The 17,292-nt window shown below is 56.6% G+C and carries 15 protein-coding genes and 1 riboswitch; of the genes, 5 read left to right on the forward strand and 10 right to left on the reverse strand.

From position 1 onward, the window contains the following. Window positions 1–12: 12 nt before the first annotated feature. Both scpA and SMB34_RS00160 read right to left on the reverse strand, forming a co-directional pair. Window positions 13–2,169 (reverse strand): methylmalonyl-CoA mutase, encoded by a 2,157-nt coding sequence (gene scpA / locus SMB34_RS00155; protein ID WP_037986986.1) that lies wholly within the window; start codon window positions 2,167–2,169, stop codon window positions 13–15. A 2-nt stretch (window positions 2,170–2,171) separates the two neighbouring features. After that, entirely contained in the window at window positions 2,172–4,235 is a 2,064-nt protein-coding gene (locus tag SMB34_RS00160) for a methylmalonyl-CoA mutase family protein (protein WP_037986988.1), read from the reverse strand. 91 nt (window positions 4,236–4,326) lie between these two features. Beyond that, a riboswitch (cobalamin riboswitch) is annotated at window positions 4,327–4,493 on the reverse strand. Between the two features lie 266 nt (window positions 4,494–4,759). Here SMB34_RS00160 and SMB34_RS00165 point away from each other — a divergent pair. Then, a complete protein-coding gene (locus tag SMB34_RS00165) occupies window positions 4,760–5,182 on the forward strand; it encodes a response regulator (protein WP_037986992.1) in 423 nt (140 codons plus the stop codon). A 127-nt stretch (window positions 5,183–5,309) separates the two neighbouring features. Here SMB34_RS00165 and phhA read toward each other — a convergent pair whose 3' ends face one another. Continuing rightward, the gene (gene phhA / locus SMB34_RS00170; protein ID WP_037986994.1) at window positions 5,310–6,200 is read right to left on the reverse strand and encodes a phenylalanine 4-monooxygenase; all 891 of its coding nucleotides are present in this window, start codon (window positions 6,198–6,200) and stop codon (window positions 5,310–5,312) included. A gap of 142 nt (window positions 6,201–6,342) precedes the next feature. Between phhA and SMB34_RS00175 the strand changes: the two genes are divergently transcribed. Beyond that, complete coding sequence (locus tag SMB34_RS00175; RefSeq protein WP_037986997.1) at window positions 6,343–6,822, forward strand: Lrp/AsnC family transcriptional regulator; 480 nt, start codon at window positions 6,343–6,345, stop codon at window positions 6,820–6,822. 143 nt (window positions 6,823–6,965) lie between these two features. Here the strand turns inward: SMB34_RS00175 and SMB34_RS00180 are convergent, their stop codons facing one another. Continuing rightward, on the reverse strand, window positions 6,966–7,724 hold the full coding sequence (locus SMB34_RS00180; protein ID WP_037987444.1) for an SDR family NAD(P)-dependent oxidoreductase: 759 nt from the start codon (window positions 7,722–7,724) through the stop codon (window positions 6,966–6,968). A 153-nt stretch (window positions 7,725–7,877) separates the two neighbouring features. Here SMB34_RS00180 and SMB34_RS00185 point away from each other — a divergent pair, with 153 nt between their 5' ends. Beyond that, window positions 7,878–8,465 (forward strand): TetR/AcrR family transcriptional regulator, encoded by a 588-nt coding sequence (locus SMB34_RS00185; RefSeq protein WP_037986999.1) that lies wholly within the window; start codon window positions 7,878–7,880, stop codon window positions 8,463–8,465. A gap of 48 nt (window positions 8,466–8,513) precedes the next feature. On the opposite strand, the gene SMB34_RS00190 is transcribed toward SMB34_RS00185, so the two are convergent. Further along, entirely contained in the window at window positions 8,514–9,344 is an 831-nt protein-coding gene (locus SMB34_RS00190; RefSeq protein ID WP_146216701.1) for a hypothetical protein, read from the reverse strand. Window positions 9,345–9,538: 194 nt separating this feature from the next. Here SMB34_RS00190 and SMB34_RS00195 point away from each other — a divergent pair, with 194 nt between their 5' ends. Continuing rightward, window positions 9,539–10,561, forward strand: coding sequence for an asparaginase (locus tag SMB34_RS00195; RefSeq protein WP_037987008.1), 1,023 nt, complete (start codon window positions 9,539–9,541; stop codon window positions 10,559–10,561). Between the two features lie 12 nt (window positions 10,562–10,573). Next, window positions 10,574–10,894, forward strand: a complete 321-nt coding sequence (locus SMB34_RS00200) for a YnfA family protein (protein WP_037987009.1) — start codon at window positions 10,574–10,576, stop codon at window positions 10,892–10,894. On the opposite strand, the gene SMB34_RS00205 is transcribed toward SMB34_RS00200, so the two are convergent. From SMB34_RS00205 to SMB34_RS00225, 5 genes are all read right to left on the reverse strand, one after another. After that, window positions 10,872–12,302, reverse strand: a complete 1,431-nt coding sequence (locus tag SMB34_RS00205; protein WP_007091693.1) for a two-component system sensor histidine kinase NtrB — start codon at window positions 12,300–12,302, stop codon at window positions 10,872–10,874. The genes SMB34_RS00200 and SMB34_RS00205 overlap by 23 nt on opposite strands. A gap of 16 nt (window positions 12,303–12,318) precedes the next feature. Further along, complete coding sequence (locus tag SMB34_RS00210) at window positions 12,319–13,512, reverse strand: HD domain-containing phosphohydrolase (RefSeq protein ID WP_037987017.1); 1,194 nt, start codon at window positions 13,510–13,512, stop codon at window positions 12,319–12,321. Window positions 13,513–13,524: 12 nt separating this feature from the next. Then, window positions 13,525–14,745, reverse strand: coding sequence for a response regulator (locus SMB34_RS00215; RefSeq protein ID WP_037987020.1), 1,221 nt, complete (start codon window positions 14,743–14,745; stop codon window positions 13,525–13,527). 273 nt (window positions 14,746–15,018) lie between these two features. Continuing rightward, window positions 15,019–16,248, reverse strand: coding sequence for a bifunctional glutamate N-acetyltransferase/amino-acid acetyltransferase ArgJ (gene argJ / locus SMB34_RS00220; protein ID WP_037987445.1), 1,230 nt, complete (start codon window positions 16,246–16,248; stop codon window positions 15,019–15,021). Between the two features lie 146 nt (window positions 16,249–16,394). Further along, window positions 16,395–17,249: a peptidylprolyl isomerase gene (locus tag SMB34_RS00225; protein ID WP_037987021.1), complete on the reverse strand. Its 855-nt coding sequence runs from the start codon at window positions 17,247–17,249 to the stop codon at window positions 16,395–16,397. Between the last annotated feature and the right edge of the window lie 43 nt (window positions 17,250–17,292).

The following is a 17,292-nucleotide window of genomic DNA, read 5'->3' on the forward strand; positions in this document are numbered from 1 at the left end:
TTGCCTTCACAATCAGGCCGCTTCCTCGGACGTTGATTCCTTCAGCTTTTCTAACAGGTCACAGGCCGCTTCGGCAATCACGGTTCCCGGCGGGAAGATCGCCTCTGCCCCGGCTTCGTAAAGTTTGTCAAAGTCCTGCGGCGGGATAACACCACCCGCAACGATCATGATGTCTTCGCGGCCAAGCTTGTCCAACTCCGCACGAAGCTGCGGCACAAGTGTCAGGTGACCGGCAGCAAGAGAACTGGCACCGACGATATGCACATCGTTCTCGACCGCCTGCCGCGCGGCTTCTTCGGGTGTCTGGAACAGCGGGCCGATATCGACGTCAAAGCCAAGATCGGCAAAGGCGGTTGCGATGACTTTCTGGCCGCGGTCATGCCCGTCCTGCCCCATCTTGGCAATCAGGATGCGCGGGCGGCGGCCCTCAGATTGTTCGAACTCGTTTACCAGCCGGTCGACTTTGGCCAGTGCTTCGTTATCGGCACCGACTTCGGTTTTATAGACCCCCGAAATTGACCGGATCACCGCCTGATGACGGCCATAGACCTTTTCAAGCGCGTCGGAAATCTCGCCCACCGTGCATTTCGACCGGGCGGCCTGCACGGCAAGTTCAAGCAGATTGCCATTCCCCTGATCGGCGGCATTGGTAAGGGCGGTAAGGGCGGCTTCAACATCCGCATTGTTGCGTTCGGCGCGCAGACGTTCCAGCTTGGCGATCTGCTGACGGCGGACTTCGGCGTTATCGACCTGCAAAACATCGACCGGGCGATCATCGGTAGCACGGTATTTGTTCACGCCCACCAGTGTCTGACGGCCGCTATCGATGCGGGCCTGTGTGCGCGCAGCCGCTTCTTCGATGCGCATTTTCGGGATGCCGGCCTCAATCGCCTTGGCCATGCCGCCCTGTTCTTCGACCTCAAGGATATGGGCCCATGCCTTTTCCGCCAGATCACGGGTCAGCCGTTCGACATAATAGGACCCGCCCCACGGATCGATAACCTTGGTCGTACCGCTTTCCTGTTGCAGGAAAAGCTGCGTATTGCGGGCAATGCGCGCCGAAAAATCGGTCGGCAGGGCCAATGCCTCGTCAAGGGCGTTGGTATGAAGCGACTGGGTGTGGCCTTGGGTTGATGCCATCGCCTCAACGCATGTTCTGATGACGTTGTTAAACACATCCTGGGCTGTCAGTGACCAGCCCGATGTCTGGCTGTGCGTGCGCAATGAAAGCGATTTGGGGCTCTGCGGATCGAACTGTTTGATCAGCTTGGCCCAGATCATGCGGGCGGCGCGCATTTTGGCGATTTCCATAAAGAAATTCATGCCAATCGCCCAGAAGAACGACAGACGCGGCGCGAATTTATCAATCGGAAGACCAGCAGCCTGACCGGCACGGGCATATTCGATGCCATCGGCCAGGGTATAGGCCAGTTCAAGGTCCGCCGTAGCCCCGGCTTCCTGCATGTGATAGCCGGAAATCGAGATCGAATTGAATTTCGGCATGTTTTGCGAGGTAAAGGCAAAGATGTCCGAAATGATCCGCATCGAGGGTTTCGGCGGATAGATATAGGTATTGCGGACCATGAATTCCTTCAGAATGTCGTTCTGAATGGTGCCTGAAAGCTGTTCATGCTTAACACCCTGTTCTTCGGCAGCCGCGATATAAAGCGCCATCACCGGCAGGACCGCACCATTCATGGTCATGGAGACCGACATCTGATCGAGCGGAATACCATCAAAAAGGGTCCGCATGTCATAGATGCTGTCAATGGCCACACCGGCCATGCCGACATCGCCGGTGACACGCGGATGGTCGCTGTCATAGCCGCGATGGGTGGCAAGGTCGAAGGCAATCGACAGGCCCTTTTGCCCGGCGGCAAGGTTGCGGCGATAAAACGCGTTGGATTCTTCGGCGGTTGAAAAACCGGCATATTGCCGGATCGTCCAGGGTTGCTGGACATACATGGTCGGATAGGGGCCGCGCAGGAAGGGCGGCATGCCCGGCATGGTGTTGAGGTGATCAAGCCCCGCCAGATCATCCGCGCCAAAGACGGCCTTGACATCAATGCCTTCAGGCGTGGTCCAGGGCGCTGTATTGACCGGGCTGGTCGGGCCGGAAGTAGCACGATCAAACAGCGGCAGATTGGAAAAGTCCGGAATCCGGGTCATGGTTATTTTACCCCCAGATGTGAAAGGGCCGTCTCGCAGATCGCAAGAACATCCGCCCCGATAAATATGAAATCATCAATACCCGCCGCCTCGTAATCGGCCCTCGCATCGCCGGGATGCCCGGCAAGGTAAATGCGGGTGGCCCCGGCCTGTTTGAGGGTTTGGGCAATATCGGCGGCCATGTCGGCATATTGCGGGTCCGATCCGCAAATGACTGCGATTTTGGCACCACTTTCACCAAATGCCTTGGCGGCTTCGCTGGCATCGGCAAAGCCGTTATTGAGGATCGCCTCAATCCCGCCAGCTTCGAAGAAGTTTCGGGCAAACATGGCGCGCGCGGTATGTTTGGCAACCGGGCCCAGATTGGCCAGAAAGATTTGCGGAAGTTTGCCGGTTGATGCCTTGTGGGCATCGGCACGATCGCGCAGGGTTTCGAAACTTTCCGAAAGACGATGGGTTGGCAGCGGATCGATGGTTGTGCCCGCGGCCTTGCCATAAAGGGCTTCATACATCTGTGCGATGGTTGCACCGGATTTGGCCGCCGTGATCAGATTCTCAAGGCTGATGCCGATTGCATCCTTAAACCCGGTCTGGCGGGCTTTGGCTTCCTTGCGAATTGTCGTCAGGTCTGGCGCATCGCAGGTGACTTTGGCCTCTGTGATGTTGGGGAATTCCGACACGCCGGTCAGCGGATCGCGCCGGGTGGCAACGCGGCTTTCGCGGGTCTGCCAGATTTCGGAAATCTCTTTTTGCAGGGACCCGTCGGCAAGGGCCTTGATAATGCTGCCCTTGGCTTCAAGTGACTGGAACCGGCCCCAGGCATTGGATGCCAGTTCGCGGGTCAGGTTTTCGATGAACCATGAACCGCCCGCCGGGTCGATCACACGGTGAACGTTGCTTTCTTCCTGCAGGATCAGTTGGGTATTGCGCGCAATGCGGCGCGCAAAGCCATCGGGCAGGCCGATCAGATGATCATAGGGCAGGCAGATAACGCTATCAGCCCCGCCCAGACCGGCGCTCAAGCTGGTGACGGTGGTGCGCAGCATATTGACCCACGGATCAACCTTCGACAGCGCCATTTCGGCCGATACGGCATTGATCGTGATGGTGGCGTCATCCACACCCGATGCCGAAAGAACACGGCTCCACATCAGGCGAAGCGCACGAAGTTTGGCAATCCCGGCAAAGAAATCGGTGCCGACCGCAACATTGAACGCAATCGCACCCGCCGCCTGATCAATCACCATGCCGGTATCGGTCAGGGCGCGCAGATAGGTGACACCACCTGCCAGCAGGTAGGCAAGTTCCTGCCCATCGGTCGCACCGGCATTACAGAACGGCGCGCCATTGACCGTGATGGCGGTGGCATGCGGGAAACGGTCGATCAGATCGGCGGCAATATCGGCGGCCTGTTTGATCGCATCATCGGCGGAAACCGGAAGGCTGCCTGTTGCGGCCAATGTGCCAATCGGATCGATGTTAAAGGCCGGTGCGGCGTCGCTTGCAAAATCGTCATCCGCGTCGGCGCTGTTTTCCGCATCCTTTTCAAGGCGTGCGGCCAGAATGGCGGCGGCCGGGATGGCGGCGGCACCGGCATCGATCGCGACGGTGGCAAGGTTGGTATAGACATCGTCAAGTGTGGCTTCGAGATCGGCAAGGCAGTGAATGGCAATGCCGTCAATGCCAGCATCGCCCGATGTGACATCCGCGCCCGTGCGTGCGGCGGCATCCAGACGTAGCAGGACCGACGTTGCGCCGTTTTCCAGATCATCGAGAATCGCGGCATTGACCGATTTGGGATCGGGATGGGCATGAAGCTGGCGGATGTCCCAGCCGCTGGCGGCGTCCTTGGCATCGACGGCGGCACACAGGACCTGATGGATCAGGCGGGTTGCGTCGTCCTGATCGTCGTTGGTGTAAAGCGGCTGCATCGCGAAACCGTCAAGCATCCTTGTGACCAGTTTCCTGTCAAAGGATGCACCTTTAAGCCCGGCTTCCGCCAGTTGACGCCAGCTCGCATAATCTGCGGCTGGAAACTCTGAGGCCAGCTTTAACGGGTCTGTCATGCTCTCTCCCGGTCGCGGTCGGATCTTTTCGGATCTGGGCCGATTCTATTTTACAACGGATTCCCTCCGCCCGGTACACCCCGCCCGGTCCGGCAGAAACAGAGCCATCTTTCGGTATCTGGCTTGTGCACCGCCAAAACGGCGCATTTACAGTTGCGAGGGCAGCTTCGGCCTTGATCGCGGGTTTGCGCCGGATCGTACCGAATTCCCGAAAGAATGTTTCCATATCGCATCTGCGACATGGCGGTGTTTATAGCACCCGCCCATAATTACGTAAATAGGCATGGAAATACCTATTTAGGTCAATATTCCGACCATCCATCAGCGTTCCGTAACGTTATCGTCCTGAAAAATGGTTGTTTTCTGCCAAAGGCGGGATCAGTGGACGGATAATTATGGCGTGCCGCTGCCATTATACTTTGGCCGGATTGTGATGGTTTCTGGGAAAAAATGCGGGGTTTAACCAATTTGACATTTTCATCTGCCAGATTGGGGCTGTCCCAAATCTCGGAGTATTGCCATCCATGAATGCGCTCAGCGCCGTGCCGCCCCGACCGATACATGACGGTCTGGTTGCGTTTGCCGACGACAGCCCCAGCGCCAAAGCGGCCCTTGAAACCGTTTTGCGCCGTGCCGGGTATGACGTGGCAGGGTTTGACTGTGCCGACGATCTGATCGACCAGCTGGACGGTCTTTATCCGCGCGCGATTATTCTGGATCTTGAAATGCCCGGTATGAGCGGGTTTGAAGCCTTTTGCGAGATTCGCCGCCGCTTCCCGAACGCGGTCGAGGTGCCGGTTCTGTTCTTCTCGGCCCATTATGATGCCGATACGCGGGCCCAGGCCGATGCCCTTGGCGCGGCTGACTTTATCAGCAAAGATGCAAGCCCGATGGTGGTGATCGAGCAGCTTAACCGGGCGCTCGATAAATCCATGAGCCATTGCTGAGTTATTTTTGGCAATCGCCTGCATTTTTCATTTTTAGTGAATAATCAAAAAATCGGGTCTTTTGGCAAAAAAAATGCCGTTCGACCCGATTTTTCATATTGCTCATATCATAATAGCAAACGCCTTCTCAGGCGTGGCGAAGCTGTGCCGGGTCACCCGATGGCATGGCAATCGTGTGATCCTCGTCCCCGTGGACATGATAAAGTCGATCACAGGCAAGTGTGGTCGACGGATCGATGGTTGGACGCTGGGCGAGGCGGTCATAGATGGCCGCAAAATCGGTATCCATTGCATCGAAAAGCTGCTGATAGTCGGTCAGCACGAAATAGGTTTTCTGGAAATCGTCAATGGCATAGTCGGTTGCCATAACCCGTTCGAGGTCAAATGCCACCCGGTTGGGGGTTGGATCGGTGACGGAATAGATGGTTTCCGTTTGCGATGACAGCATGCCCGCCCCATAGGCGCGCAATCCGTGTTCGGTCATGATCAGGCCGAACTCTACCATGTACCAGTACATGCGGGCGAGTTTCTTGAGCCCGCCTTTGGCAATGGCTTCGGGGCCCTTGGCACCATAAGCCGCCAGATAATCGGCAAAGACCGGGTCATAAAGCATCGGCACATGACCAAAGAAGTCATGGAAGATGTCGGGTTCGACGAGATAGTCGATCTCCTCCGGCTTGCGCAGCCAGACGGTCACCGGGAAACGCCGGTTGGCGAGATGATCGAAAAACACATCATCGGGCACCAGCCCCGGCACCGCGACAAGGTGCCAGCCAGTGGCAGCATGGAGCTTCTCACTGACCCGACCGAAATGCGGAATGCCGTCGGCGGCATCAAGTTTTTCAAGATTGCGGATATAATCGGGGGCGGCATAGCCCGGCAGGATCGCCTTCTGACGGGCATAAAGTTTGCGCCAAAGGTCATGTTCGGCCTCAGAATAGGATGCCCAGTCCTGGGCCACGGTGTAGTCATCATTGATGTGGCTGTAATCGCCGCGCAGATTTTTGTTCTGGTCCATAGCGGTCCTCGTTTGCTCCCTGATGAGACTTTCTGCATGGACTATTTTACATCAATTCAAATGTCATTTTCGCGCGATATAGGGATCAAAATGCGTTATGGTTGATCAAATATGACCGTATAAACCATTTTGAGGGCGAAAAATGACCGATGTGCTGTTAAGCCCGACCGACATCAAAATCCTGCAAATCCTTCAGCGCGACGCATCGATCAGCAATGTGCAGCTGGCCGAAAAGGTCGGTATGTCGCCTTCGCCGTGCCTGCGCCGGGTCAAGCAGCTTGAGGCATCGGGCATCATTCGCCAGACGGTGGCGTTGCTGGACCGCAGGAAGGCCGGGCTTGGCGTGCTGGCAACCATTCAGGTCCGCCTGCAACGCCACACCGAAGAAGGGGCGGAGGATTTTGCCAAGGCGATGAACGACCTGCCGCAGATCATGTCCTGTTGGGCGATGACCGGGCGGCAGGATTTCCTTCTGGTGGCGCTGGCGCGCGATATTGAAAGCTTTGGGGATTTCGTGACGCACAAGCTGCTCTCGATGCCCAATGTGCGTGATGTGCAGTCAAGCCTTGTGCTTAAGGAATACAAGAACCAGACGGCGATTCCGATATTGGCGACGGTTTGAGGGTTGCAGGCACGATATGGCTGCCAACTTCGCCCGCACCAATGATGCCGATGATCGTCACGGGAGATTTAACTTTGGATTTGTCATGGAAAGCGATGCGGGCAGGCAAAGGGGGAATTTTCCCGCCCGCATCAGGGCGATCATCAGGTGCCGATGCCACCCGCGACATTGACGGTTTCACCAGTGATGTAACCGGCATGCGGTCCGGCAAAGAAGGCGATGGTTTCGGCGACTTCGTCAAGCGTCGCGATCCGGCGGATCGGGTGCATGTCAAGAAGCGCATCGGGCACGCTGTCGCCAAGAACTTCGGTGGCCATGTCGGTTGGCATCACGCCGGGCTGAATGACATTGACCGTGATGTTGCGACCGCCGAGATCACGGGCAACGCCCTTGGCATAGCCGACAAGGGCGGCTTTGGTCCCGGCATAGTCGGCCGCACCGGCGAAGGGAACGTGGCTGCCAAGGAGTGAGCCGATAAAGATGATCCGGCCCCCGTCAGAAAGTTTGGGGGCGGCCGCACGGGTATTGGCGATTGTCCCCATGACATTGACCTGCCATTGGCGATTGTATTTTTCGCCATCAAGTTCGGGATCATCCACCAACTGCCCCTGAATGGCGATGCCGGCATTATTCACAAGGATGTCGAGCCTGCCGAATTCGGCAATCACCGCATCGATCAATGGTTTGGCAGAAGCCAGATCCGACTGATCGCTTTTGATTGCAATCGCACGAACACCTTTGGATTTGAGTTTTTCGATGACGGCATGGGCCTTGTCGGCGGAAGACGCGTAGCTGATGGCGACGTTTGCGCCAAGATCGGCAAGCTTTTCGGCCGTGACAGCCCCAAGGCCACGCGACCCGCCCGTGATGAGGGCGACTTTGCCGCCAAGAGTTTCGGTCATGATTAATCCTTCCTGTGTGTGATCCTGTGCGGGCTGGCCAGAACGGCAGCGGCACTTTTCATAACGTTCATTACTGTAATGATCATTATGAAAACTGGACATGTGCTGTCAAGTGGTTTAATAACGATCATTACGAAAAACAGGATTGGACTGATGGGACGTCATCGCGAATTTGATGTGGAAAAGGCACTCGACGCGGCACTTTGTGTTTTCTGGCGCAAGGGCTACGAAGGGGCGTCCTATGCCGATCTGACAGAAGCAACCGGTGTCGAACGGCCCGCGCTTTATTCCGCGTTTGGCAACAAGGAAGCCCTGTTTCGCAAGGCGCTGGACCGTTATTACGCGCATTATCTTGATTATATTCCGGTGGCACTCGACCTGCCGACGGCCCGCGAAGTTGCAGCGCATATCCTGTATCAGGCGGCGGATCTGAACACACGTTACCCCGATCATACCGGCTGTCTTGGCATCCACGGGGTTCTTGCCGGATCGGATGATGCGGAACCGGTGCGACAGGCATTGATTGAGGCCCGTGCAGTCGGCGAAGAACAGCTTCGCCAACGGTTCGAGAGGGCAAAGGCCGAGGGTGATCTGCCTGAAACAGCCGATCCGGGCGTGCTTGCGTCGTTCGTTCTGACGATCCTGCATGGCATGGCGGTACAGGCCAAGGCAGGTTTCAGCCGTGAAAGGCTGGAACGCGTTATCGACCAGGCACTTTCGACCTGGCCGACAGCGTCTTGATGATTGGTTGTAATTACCGGGAAGTTCTTTGGGACCGGCTTTGCAAAATCACGGCACAATCTTGAAGAACGGGTCGCAGCAGGTCCCACCCGGCGTGCAGCCATAATTGCCAGTCATATCCATTGAAAAATCGGCTTTCTTCCATTGGCGATAATGGGCCGGGGTGAAATAGACGAGGTTGTTTACATAGTCGTAAACGATCCGGCCATCCGAGTTGGCATAGGCATATTGGTTATCGGCCGGATATTCCTGCTGGGTAAACTCGATATAGCCGGTCAGCGGGACTGCAACACCGCCGACAACAGAGAAACGATGCGCAACGCAATGCCAGCGTTGGCTGTTTGACATGCCCCCCAAGGCATCAAGAGCATTCATTGTTTGTTGCTGGTTTGGGTTGCCTGCGTAGTTGGGGCAAGCGGCGGTATTTAATCCGCCCAACGCGATCCGGGGCAGGTGATCAACGGCGTTGCCATGTGGTGAGCGAACCGCCCCCTGCCAATAGGCAGGCCCCATCGCGAAAGGCCCATTAACAGCAGCGGGATAGAAATTCCCGGCGGCCACCTGTGCGACATTGTAGGCGTGCAGGGATTGCGCCATCTGGCGAAGGCCGTTGGTAACAACGGCGCGCGTTGCACTGACCGAAGGCACGACCAACCCGGATAGGGTCTGGGTCGAGACGGCCTGCACGTTTTGGGGTAAAGCAGCCCAGTTATCGCACTGATTGACCGGGAAAGTATGCGAAGCCCCGTTTGGTGCGCGGCCCGACCATAATTGTCCGATGGCATCTTGCGGGTCTGCCCACTGATTCTGAGCCATAACAGGGATGGCCAAGGGAAGTGTCAGAACCAATCCGAGGAGTAGGGAATAGAGGCGTTTCATTTGTGGGTCCTTGGTTCGTTGATCATCTTCGAAAAGAAGGAAGCCCAGATTTGACGTCCCGCCGGATTGATTGTGATCGCGCTGCACTGCGTCACGGGTGATGCTTGCTTTTGGTTGGTGATTTCGGGCATAGGTTTGATCCTGTTCTGAATGCGCCCGGTCTTTGAATGTGCCCAGTCATGGAGAGCCCCAAGATGTCTGCCAATTCTGCCAACCAGATTGCTGCCAATCCGATCCTTGTCGAAGCCACGCGTGGCGGGATGGTCGAAAGTTTCCATCGCGGGCGGTATGTCGTGATGAGGGCCGATGGCACGGTGGTTGCCGAGGGCGGGGATATTGACGCGTTGATGTATCCGCGATCCGCGATCAAGCCGTTGCTGGCGATCCCGCTGGTTGAAAGCGGGGCGGCGGATGCGTTCGGGCTTGAGGACCAGCACATTGCACTGGCCTGTTCGTCGCATAATGGCGAGGAAGAACACGCCCGGACGGTGGCGGCGTGGCTTGAGAAAATCGGGTTGTCGGTCGATACGCTGGAATGTGCGCCGCATTATTCGTTAAGCCTGAATGCGGCGATCAAGCAGGCGTCCGATCATGTGAAGCTTTCAAAGGCGCATAACAATTGTTCGGGCAAGCATTCCGGGTTCCTGACGACCGCGCAGCATCTGGGCGATGATCCGCAAGGTTATATCGAGGAAGCCCACCCGGTTCAGCAGCGCCTGATCCGGGTTCTGGAAGAAATGGGCGATTGCGATCTGTCTTCCACGCCACGTGGCATTGATGGATGCGGCATTCCGGTGATCGGGATGCGGTTGCGTGACCTTGGCCTTGCCATGGCGCGGATGGCCGATCCGAGCGGATTGGCTCCGAAACGTATTGAGGCGATCAAACGTATTCGCAAGGGATGTGCGCAAGCCCCGTTCATGGTGGCGGGCACCGGGCGTTTTTGCACCGGGATCATGGAAGTCTGCGGCGAGGATGCGCTGGTCAAGGTTGGGGCGGAAGGCGTTTATTGTGCCGCATTCCCCAAACAGGGTCTTGGCGTTGCGCTTAAGATTGATGATGGCACCCAGCGCGGGGCCGAGGTTGCGATGGGGGCGATATTGCGCCAGCATGGCGTGATTGATGATGCCCGTGCCGAAACACTTAAAAATTATCTGACGCCGGTTCTGACCAACTGGGCGGGCAAATATGCCGGGGATCTGCGACCGGCATTCTGATTTGGGGGAAAGATGCACAGCATCGCGGCCTATGCCGGTGCAGCAATTGCCGAAATCGCCGGATGCTTTGCATTCTGGGCGTGGCTGCGGCTTGGCAAATCCGCATTCTGGATCGTGCCGGGCATTTTATCGCTGATTGTGTTTGCCTGGGCGTTGACCAGGGTTGAAAGCGATTTTGCCGGGCGGGCCTATGCGGCCTATGGCGGGATTTATATTGCGGCGTCGTTGGGCTGGTTATGGCTGATTGAGGGTAAAATGCCCGATAGATGGGACATGACCGGGGTTGCGGTCTGTCTGGTCGGGGCGGGGATCATTTTGTTCGCACCGCGTTAACCGGTTTTTTGACCGTATCGGCTTTGCCTGTCCGATCCTCGGCCGGGAGCAGGACATGGAAGGTTGTGCCCTTGCCCATTTCGGTTTCAAACCAGATGCGCCCGCCATGCTTGACCTGCACGATGTCGTGGGTGATGGCAAGGCCCTGACCGGTGCCCTTGCCGACTTCCTTGGTGGTGAAGAACGGGTTGAAGATTTTGGATCGGTTTTCCTTGGCGATGCCGGTGCCGTTATCGGAAATGCTGATCAGGACACTGTCATCGAGGAAGGTGGTTTTGATCCTGATCTCGCCTTCTTCGGGCGTGCGTCCGGCGGCGTCAATCGCCTGCGCGGCATTCACGAGCAGGTTGAGGAAGACCTGATTGATTTCGTTGATGTGGCACGGGATATGCGGCAGTTCCGGTTCGTAATTTTCGACGAGCTGCGCGTAATGTTTCCATTCGTTACGCGAAATCACGGTGACGTTTGACAGGACGCGATTGATATCGGTCGCGGTTTTCTCCGCCCCGCCCGGATGGGAAAATTCCTTCATCGACAGCACAATGCGGGCCACCTGATTGATGCCGTCAAGGGATTGCTGGGTGGCGTGCGGGATTTCATCAAGCAGGAATTCCAGATCGGCATCGCGCATTTTGCGGGCAAAATTATTGAAGGTGTTTTCAGGCAACCGGTCGCGATTCTGCCACAACGTTTGCAAGGCCAGCCCCAGAATGCGCGACAGCGCCCCATAGCCGTCATTGAGGAATTTCAGGTTGTCGCGGATATACTGGCTGGGCGTATTGATTTCATGGGCAATGCCCCCGGCAAGATGACCGATGGCTTCGAGTTTCAAGGCTTCGCGCAATTCACCTTCGAGCTTTTGGTGCGATTCTTCGGCCTGTTTGCGGCGCGTGATATCGCGGAAAATGTAAAGGTAGCTCATTTCGCCGGTGAAATTGGCGGGGCTTACGGTGATTTCCATCGGAAAGGTATCGCCATCAAGGCGCTGTCCCATGGTTTCGGTATAATCATAGCGTAGTGTGCCGCTGCTGATATTGATGCAACGGTTGAGCAATTTGTGACGCACGGTCGATTTTCGATCGACAAACAAGGCATCAACCGACCGGCCCAGCATATCGGACATTGTGCCCCGCATCAGATTGAGTGCGGACTCGTTGCAATCGCAAATCATCCCGGCACCATCAATGACCAGAATGCCTTCGACAACGCTGTTGAGGATGGTTTTAAGCCGCTGATTTGATTCTGTTTCGCGTTTCTTCTGTTCGTTCAGAAGAGCATGAATCTGCTTCAGGGCTTCGGGGCTGACATCAAGTTGATCAATCGCGTCGAGCAAGTCGTCGGTACCCGCCGAATCGCTGGTCGGGTGGATGACCTTGAGGTTTTCGTCATTGTGGTGTGTGTCGTTCATACCGGCTTTCCGTGTTTCAACCGTTTTGTGAAGGTTTCATGCCGCCACGACGAATGCGGATCGGTTCATGGAATTTGTGGATCTGTTGAAACACGCGCAGGCGCTGCAACTGGACCTCGGAAACGTGGTTGCCGTGGGTCAGCAGCACATGACCATCGACGGTTTCGATATCGGTCATCAGGAAGTCGTGCACACGCAGCGATTTCAGCAAGATATCCTGTTCGCGGCCCTTGGGATGGATATCGACATCGTAAGAGTCGTCAACTATTGCCAGCAGGTCGGAAATCTGACCGAAAAGTTCCGGATCGTAGCGATGCGAATGTTCTTTCAATTCATCGAAATTCTGGGCCAGTGGCATGTCGCTGGTGCTGATTTCGGCAAGGTCATTGAGGATACGCAGCACGCGCGCGCCAAGAGGAATATCCGTACCCTTCGGACTGTTGTCGGTGGGGAAGCCCGTCCCGTCGAAATTGCGGAACTGAAGATAGACGATTTCGCCGATATGGTTCAAACGCGGGATATTGGAAATCAGTCGTTTTCCCACCTCTGGCGTGCGTTTCAAAAGGTCGCGTTCAAGCGGTTGCAGAACCTTGCCCATGGCCAGACGCGCCAGCGTTTCAGGTGGTAGCGAGACCAGGCCAATCGGCGCAAGAAGGGCGGCCAGACCAAGTTCCCACGGCTGGGGATAGCCAATATCGCGCGCAATCATGTCGCACCATGATTTCACCCGCATGGACCGGCCGAATATCAGGGGATTAAGCTGGGCGAGAACATCGGTCAGAACCTTGACGCTGCCTGCCAGTGTCTGTTCCAGAAGATCGCGTTCCGCCGTGATCAGATGATATTGGCGGATGGCATCGTTGATCCCCTGTTCCAGCACCTCGTCATCGCAGGGTTTGCTGAAAAACCGGAAAATATGGCCGCGATTGATGGCCTCGACGGCGGTGTGCTGGTCGGCATTGCCGGTCAGCATCATGCGAACCGTATCGGGACTGACGCGCCCGATTTCGGTCAGAAGTTTCACACCGTCCATGCCGGGCATCCGCATATCGGCGATGCAGACGGCAAAGGGGCCGTCTTCCATCAGGATACGCAAGGCTTCCTGCCCGCCAATGGCGATTTCAAAATCGTATTTGTGGCGCATCTTGCGTTGCAGGGCATGCAGCAGGTTTTTATCGTCATCAACGAAAAGGACTTTGCTTTTTTCCATGGCCACGGATCTTTACTGGGTCAGGGTTTTGTATTTGTCGGCGACAACGCGCGCGATCATGCGCCATTCGTCAAGCTGGTCAGCTTTGCCGATGGTTTTCAGATATTCCATGTCGATATGGCTTTCGACCTGTTTGCCGGTTTCTTCGGCGGCAACCTGCCGGGTGAGGTCCTGTGCGACATAAATTGCGGTAAGGACGTTCATTTCGCGATGCGGGGTATCCATCGGGCGGTGGTGATAGGCAACCGCCTGTACCACGGGTGCCGGGAAGCCCCATAAACCCAGAAGATAGGCGCCTATTTCCGGATGACCGGCGCCGAACTGTTCGATTTCGGCCTGTTCGATGGGGATATGTTCCTGTTCGACCCGATCAATCACCTTGGCCATTTCGGCATTGCGGTTGGCATAAAGGATCAGGCTGCCGACGTGGCTGAGCATGCCGGTCGAGGGAACAGCGTGGCAGATGGCGCGCGGCAGTTTTTCATATTCGGCAATCAGGGCGGCGGTGACGCCGATCTGCTGGCTGCGATGGCAGAGGCGCAGCAATTTGTCGGCTTCGCTTTTGGGGCCATCAAATCCGCGGAAAATGCCAACAAAAAGGGCCAGTGCTTTTAGCGTCTCGGTCCCGATCATGCGTACGGCATGGGAGACGGAACTGATTTTCTGGGCAATGGCGAAATAGGCGGAGTTGGTCAGTTTCAGGACTTCGGCGGTCAGGGCGATATCGGATGAAACGATCCGGGTGATCTGATCCTGGGATATTCTCGGGTCTTCAAGTGCCTTGACCAGCCGAAGGTAAGTATCGGGTGGGGAACTGAGTGTGTCGATGCTGGCAACGAGGGACCGCAATTCCGGTCGGGTCAGCAGACTGCGCAAATCAAGCGCGTTTTCGATGGTTTCGATCAGCACCAGGTCTTCGCACGGTTTGGCAAGATATTGATGGGCTGGCCCGACGGTTCGCAGAACGGCCTCTTCCTCGGCGAAGCCCGAAAGGATGATGCGGGTGGCGTGTGGATGGGATTTTTGCAGGGTGCTCAGCAACGTTGCGCCATCCATACCGGGCATCCGCATATCCGATACGACCACATCGAATTCTTCGTGACTGGCAAGTTCAATGGCGGCAGCCGCACTGGTGGCAAAAACCATGTGCCAGTCCGGACGCATGCCGCGCAACCGCCGCCGCAGGCCGTTCAGGATGTTTTCGTCATCATCAACGAACAGGATATTATTCATAAATCGGGGTCCATAAAACGCGTGCCGCTTTTGGTGTTACCTACGTATTTGGTGATTTTACCCGTCAGATCAAAGGTATCGGTCTGCAAATAATTAAAGTTGTGATCAAAAAATTTTACACGTCATGGATAAACCGACGAATGCGCCGAGATGTTGCTGTGCCGGGTATATCGGGGCGGTCCTGACAGAACGGAAGTCCGCTCTGAGCCGGACAGCAAAAAGCCGCCTTCCGATGAAAGGCGGCTTTGATAAATGCGGGTCTAATGCCGTTAATCAGCTGCGGTAATCCGCATTGATCGAGATATAGCCATGTGTCAGATCGCAGGTCCAGACGGTGGCCGTGCCATCGCCAAAGCCAAGATCGACATCGATATCGATATACTGGCCCTTGATATGGGCTGCGACCGGGGCTTCGTCATAATCGGCGACGCGTTCGCCGTTTTTCGCCAGAACAATGCCACCGATGGAAACGGTCAGTTTGTTCGGGTCGGCCTGGACACCGCATTTGCCAACCGCCATGACGATGCGGCCCCAGTTGGCGTCTTCACCGGCAATCGCGGTTTTGACCAGCGGAGAGTTCGCAATCGCCTTGGCGGTGATTTTGGCTTCTGCTTCGCTGATGGCGCCGGTGACATTGACGGTGATGAATTTCGACGCCCCTTCGCCGTCGCGCACGACCTGATGGGCAAGATCACGCATGACGTCTCCAAGCGCGGTTTTGAAACCGGCCAGTGCCGGATCATCAATGCCGGTGACGGCGGCATTGCCCGCCTTGCCGGTTGCGGCCAGAAGGACGGTATCGGATGTCGAGGTATCGCTATCGACCGTGATCGCATTGAACGACCGGTTGGTGCAATCGGCAAGCAGGGATTGCAGCACGGCATGGGGCACGGCGGCATCGGTAAAGATGAAGCCCAGCATGGTGGCCATGTTCGGTTCGATCATGCCTGAACCCTTGGCAAAACCGGCAATGCTGACCTTGGCACCGTGGATGGTGGCGGTGGCCGATGCGCCCTTGGGGAAGGTGTCGGTGGTCATGATCGCCTTGGCGGCATCAAGCCAGCCAGCGTCATTTGCCAGAAGATCGGGCAGGGCATCGGTGATGCGGTTTGCGGTGGTTGGCTCGCCGATGACACCGGTGGAGGCGGTGAAAATCTCGGTCTTGTTGCAGCCCAGCGCCTTTGCGGCGGCTTCGACCTTGTCTGCGACGAATTTTTCGCCCGCCTTGCCGGTGAAGGCAACCGAGTTACCGGCATTGACAAAGAATGCCCGACCGGTGCCGCCTTTAAGCGCCTCGCGTCCCCAGCGAACAGCGGCCGATGCCGTGGTCGAGGTGGTGAAGACACCCGCAACCTGTGTGCCCGGTTCGAGTTCGGCCAGAAGGACATCGGGGCGGCCCTTGTAGCGGATGCCAAGGGTCACGGTATGCAGTTTGACACCGGGAATTGCCGGAAGATCGGGGAAGCCGGCCGGGGCCAGCGGAGAAAGCGACGTCGCAACCATCTGTTCAATTTCCTTCGTTGAACGTAACCCTGCCATTAATCCAAAGGTAGCGCATTTGGCACGGGTGGATGACAAAAAAACGGGGCGATGCCGGACGGCTCACCCCGTTTTGGATCTCAGCTTTGAAACCGGTTAAGCCGTGGGGCTTAGTTTTTCGGGGTTTCTGCGCTGTCGTCTGTGGCCGGGGTTTCGGTGTTGTTCACCACCTCGGCATCGGATCGAAGTTCTTCAATCAGGTCCTGAACGGCCTGCTGGGTGACTTCTGCTTCCATCTGCTGACGGATTTCTTCCAGGGTCGGCTGGATGCCGTCTTTTTTCTCTTCAACCAGGATCACGTGCCAGCCGAACTGGGTCTGAACCGGTTCTTTGCTGTATGTGCCCGGCTCCATCGCGAAGGCGGCTTCGGCGAACGGTGCGACCATGTCGCCCTTGTTGAAGAAGCCAAGGTCACCACCATTCGGACCGGACGGGCCGGTTGATTTTTCTTTGGCGAGTTCGACGAAATCGGCACCGTCGTCAAGCTCGGCAATCACGGCTTTGGCGTCGTCTTCGTTTTCCAGAAGGATGTGACGCGCGTGAACCTGCGGCTCTGGCTCGTTGGTTTTGATGAATTCGTCGTAATGGGCTTTGATCGCGTCGTCGGTGACTTTCTCGGCGATTGCGCGCTCAAGATAGGTTTCGGCAACGAGGCGGCGCTCAAGAGCGGCGAGCTGATTCTTGACCTCTTCATCGTCGGCAAGACCCGCATCCTGACCGGCAAGCATCAGCAGGCGCTGATTGATTTCGCGGTCGACAAGCATCGGCTTGAGCATTTCAAACGGGAGCTGGCGATACTGTTGGGGCAGGCCCTCTTGTGTCGCGCGCACTTCGGATTCCAGGATTTCCTCGCCATTGACGGTTGCAAGAACCTGGTCTTCGGCCGGTGCAGCGTCCTGTGCCATAACCGGGCTTGCAAACATGACGGTCGCAAGTGACGCAGCGAGTAGGGTTTTGCGCAGCATATTTTCTCCAGACTTTTCATTTAAGGGGGATTTTTCCCCATGC

Source organism: Thalassospira permensis NBRC 106175 (assembly GCF_000714555.1).
Classification (GTDB): Bacteria; Pseudomonadota; Alphaproteobacteria; order Rhodospirillales; family Thalassospiraceae; genus Thalassospira; species Thalassospira xiamenensis.

Excerpts from the sequence above, each read along its gene's own strand:
- scpA (WP_037986986.1), bottom strand. The coding sequence starts at position 2,169 with ATGACCCGGATTCCGGACTTTTCCAATCTGCCGCTGTTTGATCGTGCT.
- SMB34_RS00160 (WP_037986988.1), bottom strand. The coding sequence starts at position 4,235 with ATGACAGACCCGTTAAAGCTGGCCTCAGAGTTTCCAGCCGCAGATTAT.
- SMB34_RS00165 (WP_037986992.1), top strand. The coding sequence starts at position 4,760 with ATGAATGCGCTCAGCGCCGTGCCGCCCCGACCGATACATGACGGTCTG.
- phhA (WP_037986994.1), bottom strand. The coding sequence starts at position 6,200 with ATGGACCAGAACAAAAATCTGCGCGGCGATTACAGCCACATCAATGAT.
- SMB34_RS00175 (WP_037986997.1), top strand. The coding sequence starts at position 6,343 with ATGACCGATGTGCTGTTAAGCCCGACCGACATCAAAATCCTGCAAATC.
- SMB34_RS00180 (WP_037987444.1), bottom strand. The coding sequence starts at position 7,724 with ATGACCGAAACTCTTGGCGGCAAAGTCGCCCTCATCACGGGCGGGTCG.
- SMB34_RS00185 (WP_037986999.1), top strand. The coding sequence starts at position 7,878 with ATGGGACGTCATCGCGAATTTGATGTGGAAAAGGCACTCGACGCGGCA.
- SMB34_RS00190 (WP_146216701.1), bottom strand. The coding sequence starts at position 9,344 with ATGAAACGCCTCTATTCCCTACTCCTCGGATTGGTTCTGACACTTCCC.
- SMB34_RS00195 (WP_037987008.1), top strand. The coding sequence starts at position 9,539 with ATGTCTGCCAATTCTGCCAACCAGATTGCTGCCAATCCGATCCTTGTC.
- SMB34_RS00200 (WP_037987009.1), top strand. The coding sequence starts at position 10,574 with ATGCACAGCATCGCGGCCTATGCCGGTGCAGCAATTGCCGAAATCGCC.
- SMB34_RS00205 (WP_007091693.1), bottom strand. The coding sequence starts at position 12,302 with ATGAACGACACACACCACAATGACGAAAACCTCAAGGTCATCCACCCG.
- SMB34_RS00210 (WP_037987017.1), bottom strand. The coding sequence starts at position 13,512 with ATGGAAAAAAGCAAAGTCCTTTTCGTTGATGACGATAAAAACCTGCTG.
- SMB34_RS00215 (WP_037987020.1), bottom strand. The coding sequence starts at position 14,745 with ATGAATAATATCCTGTTCGTTGATGATGACGAAAACATCCTGAACGGC.
- argJ (WP_037987445.1), bottom strand. The coding sequence starts at position 16,248 with ATGGTTGCGACGTCGCTTTCTCCGCTGGCCCCGGCCGGCTTCCCCGAT.
- SMB34_RS00225 (WP_037987021.1), bottom strand. The coding sequence starts at position 17,249 with ATGCTGCGCAAAACCCTACTCGCTGCGTCACTTGCGACCGTCATGTTT.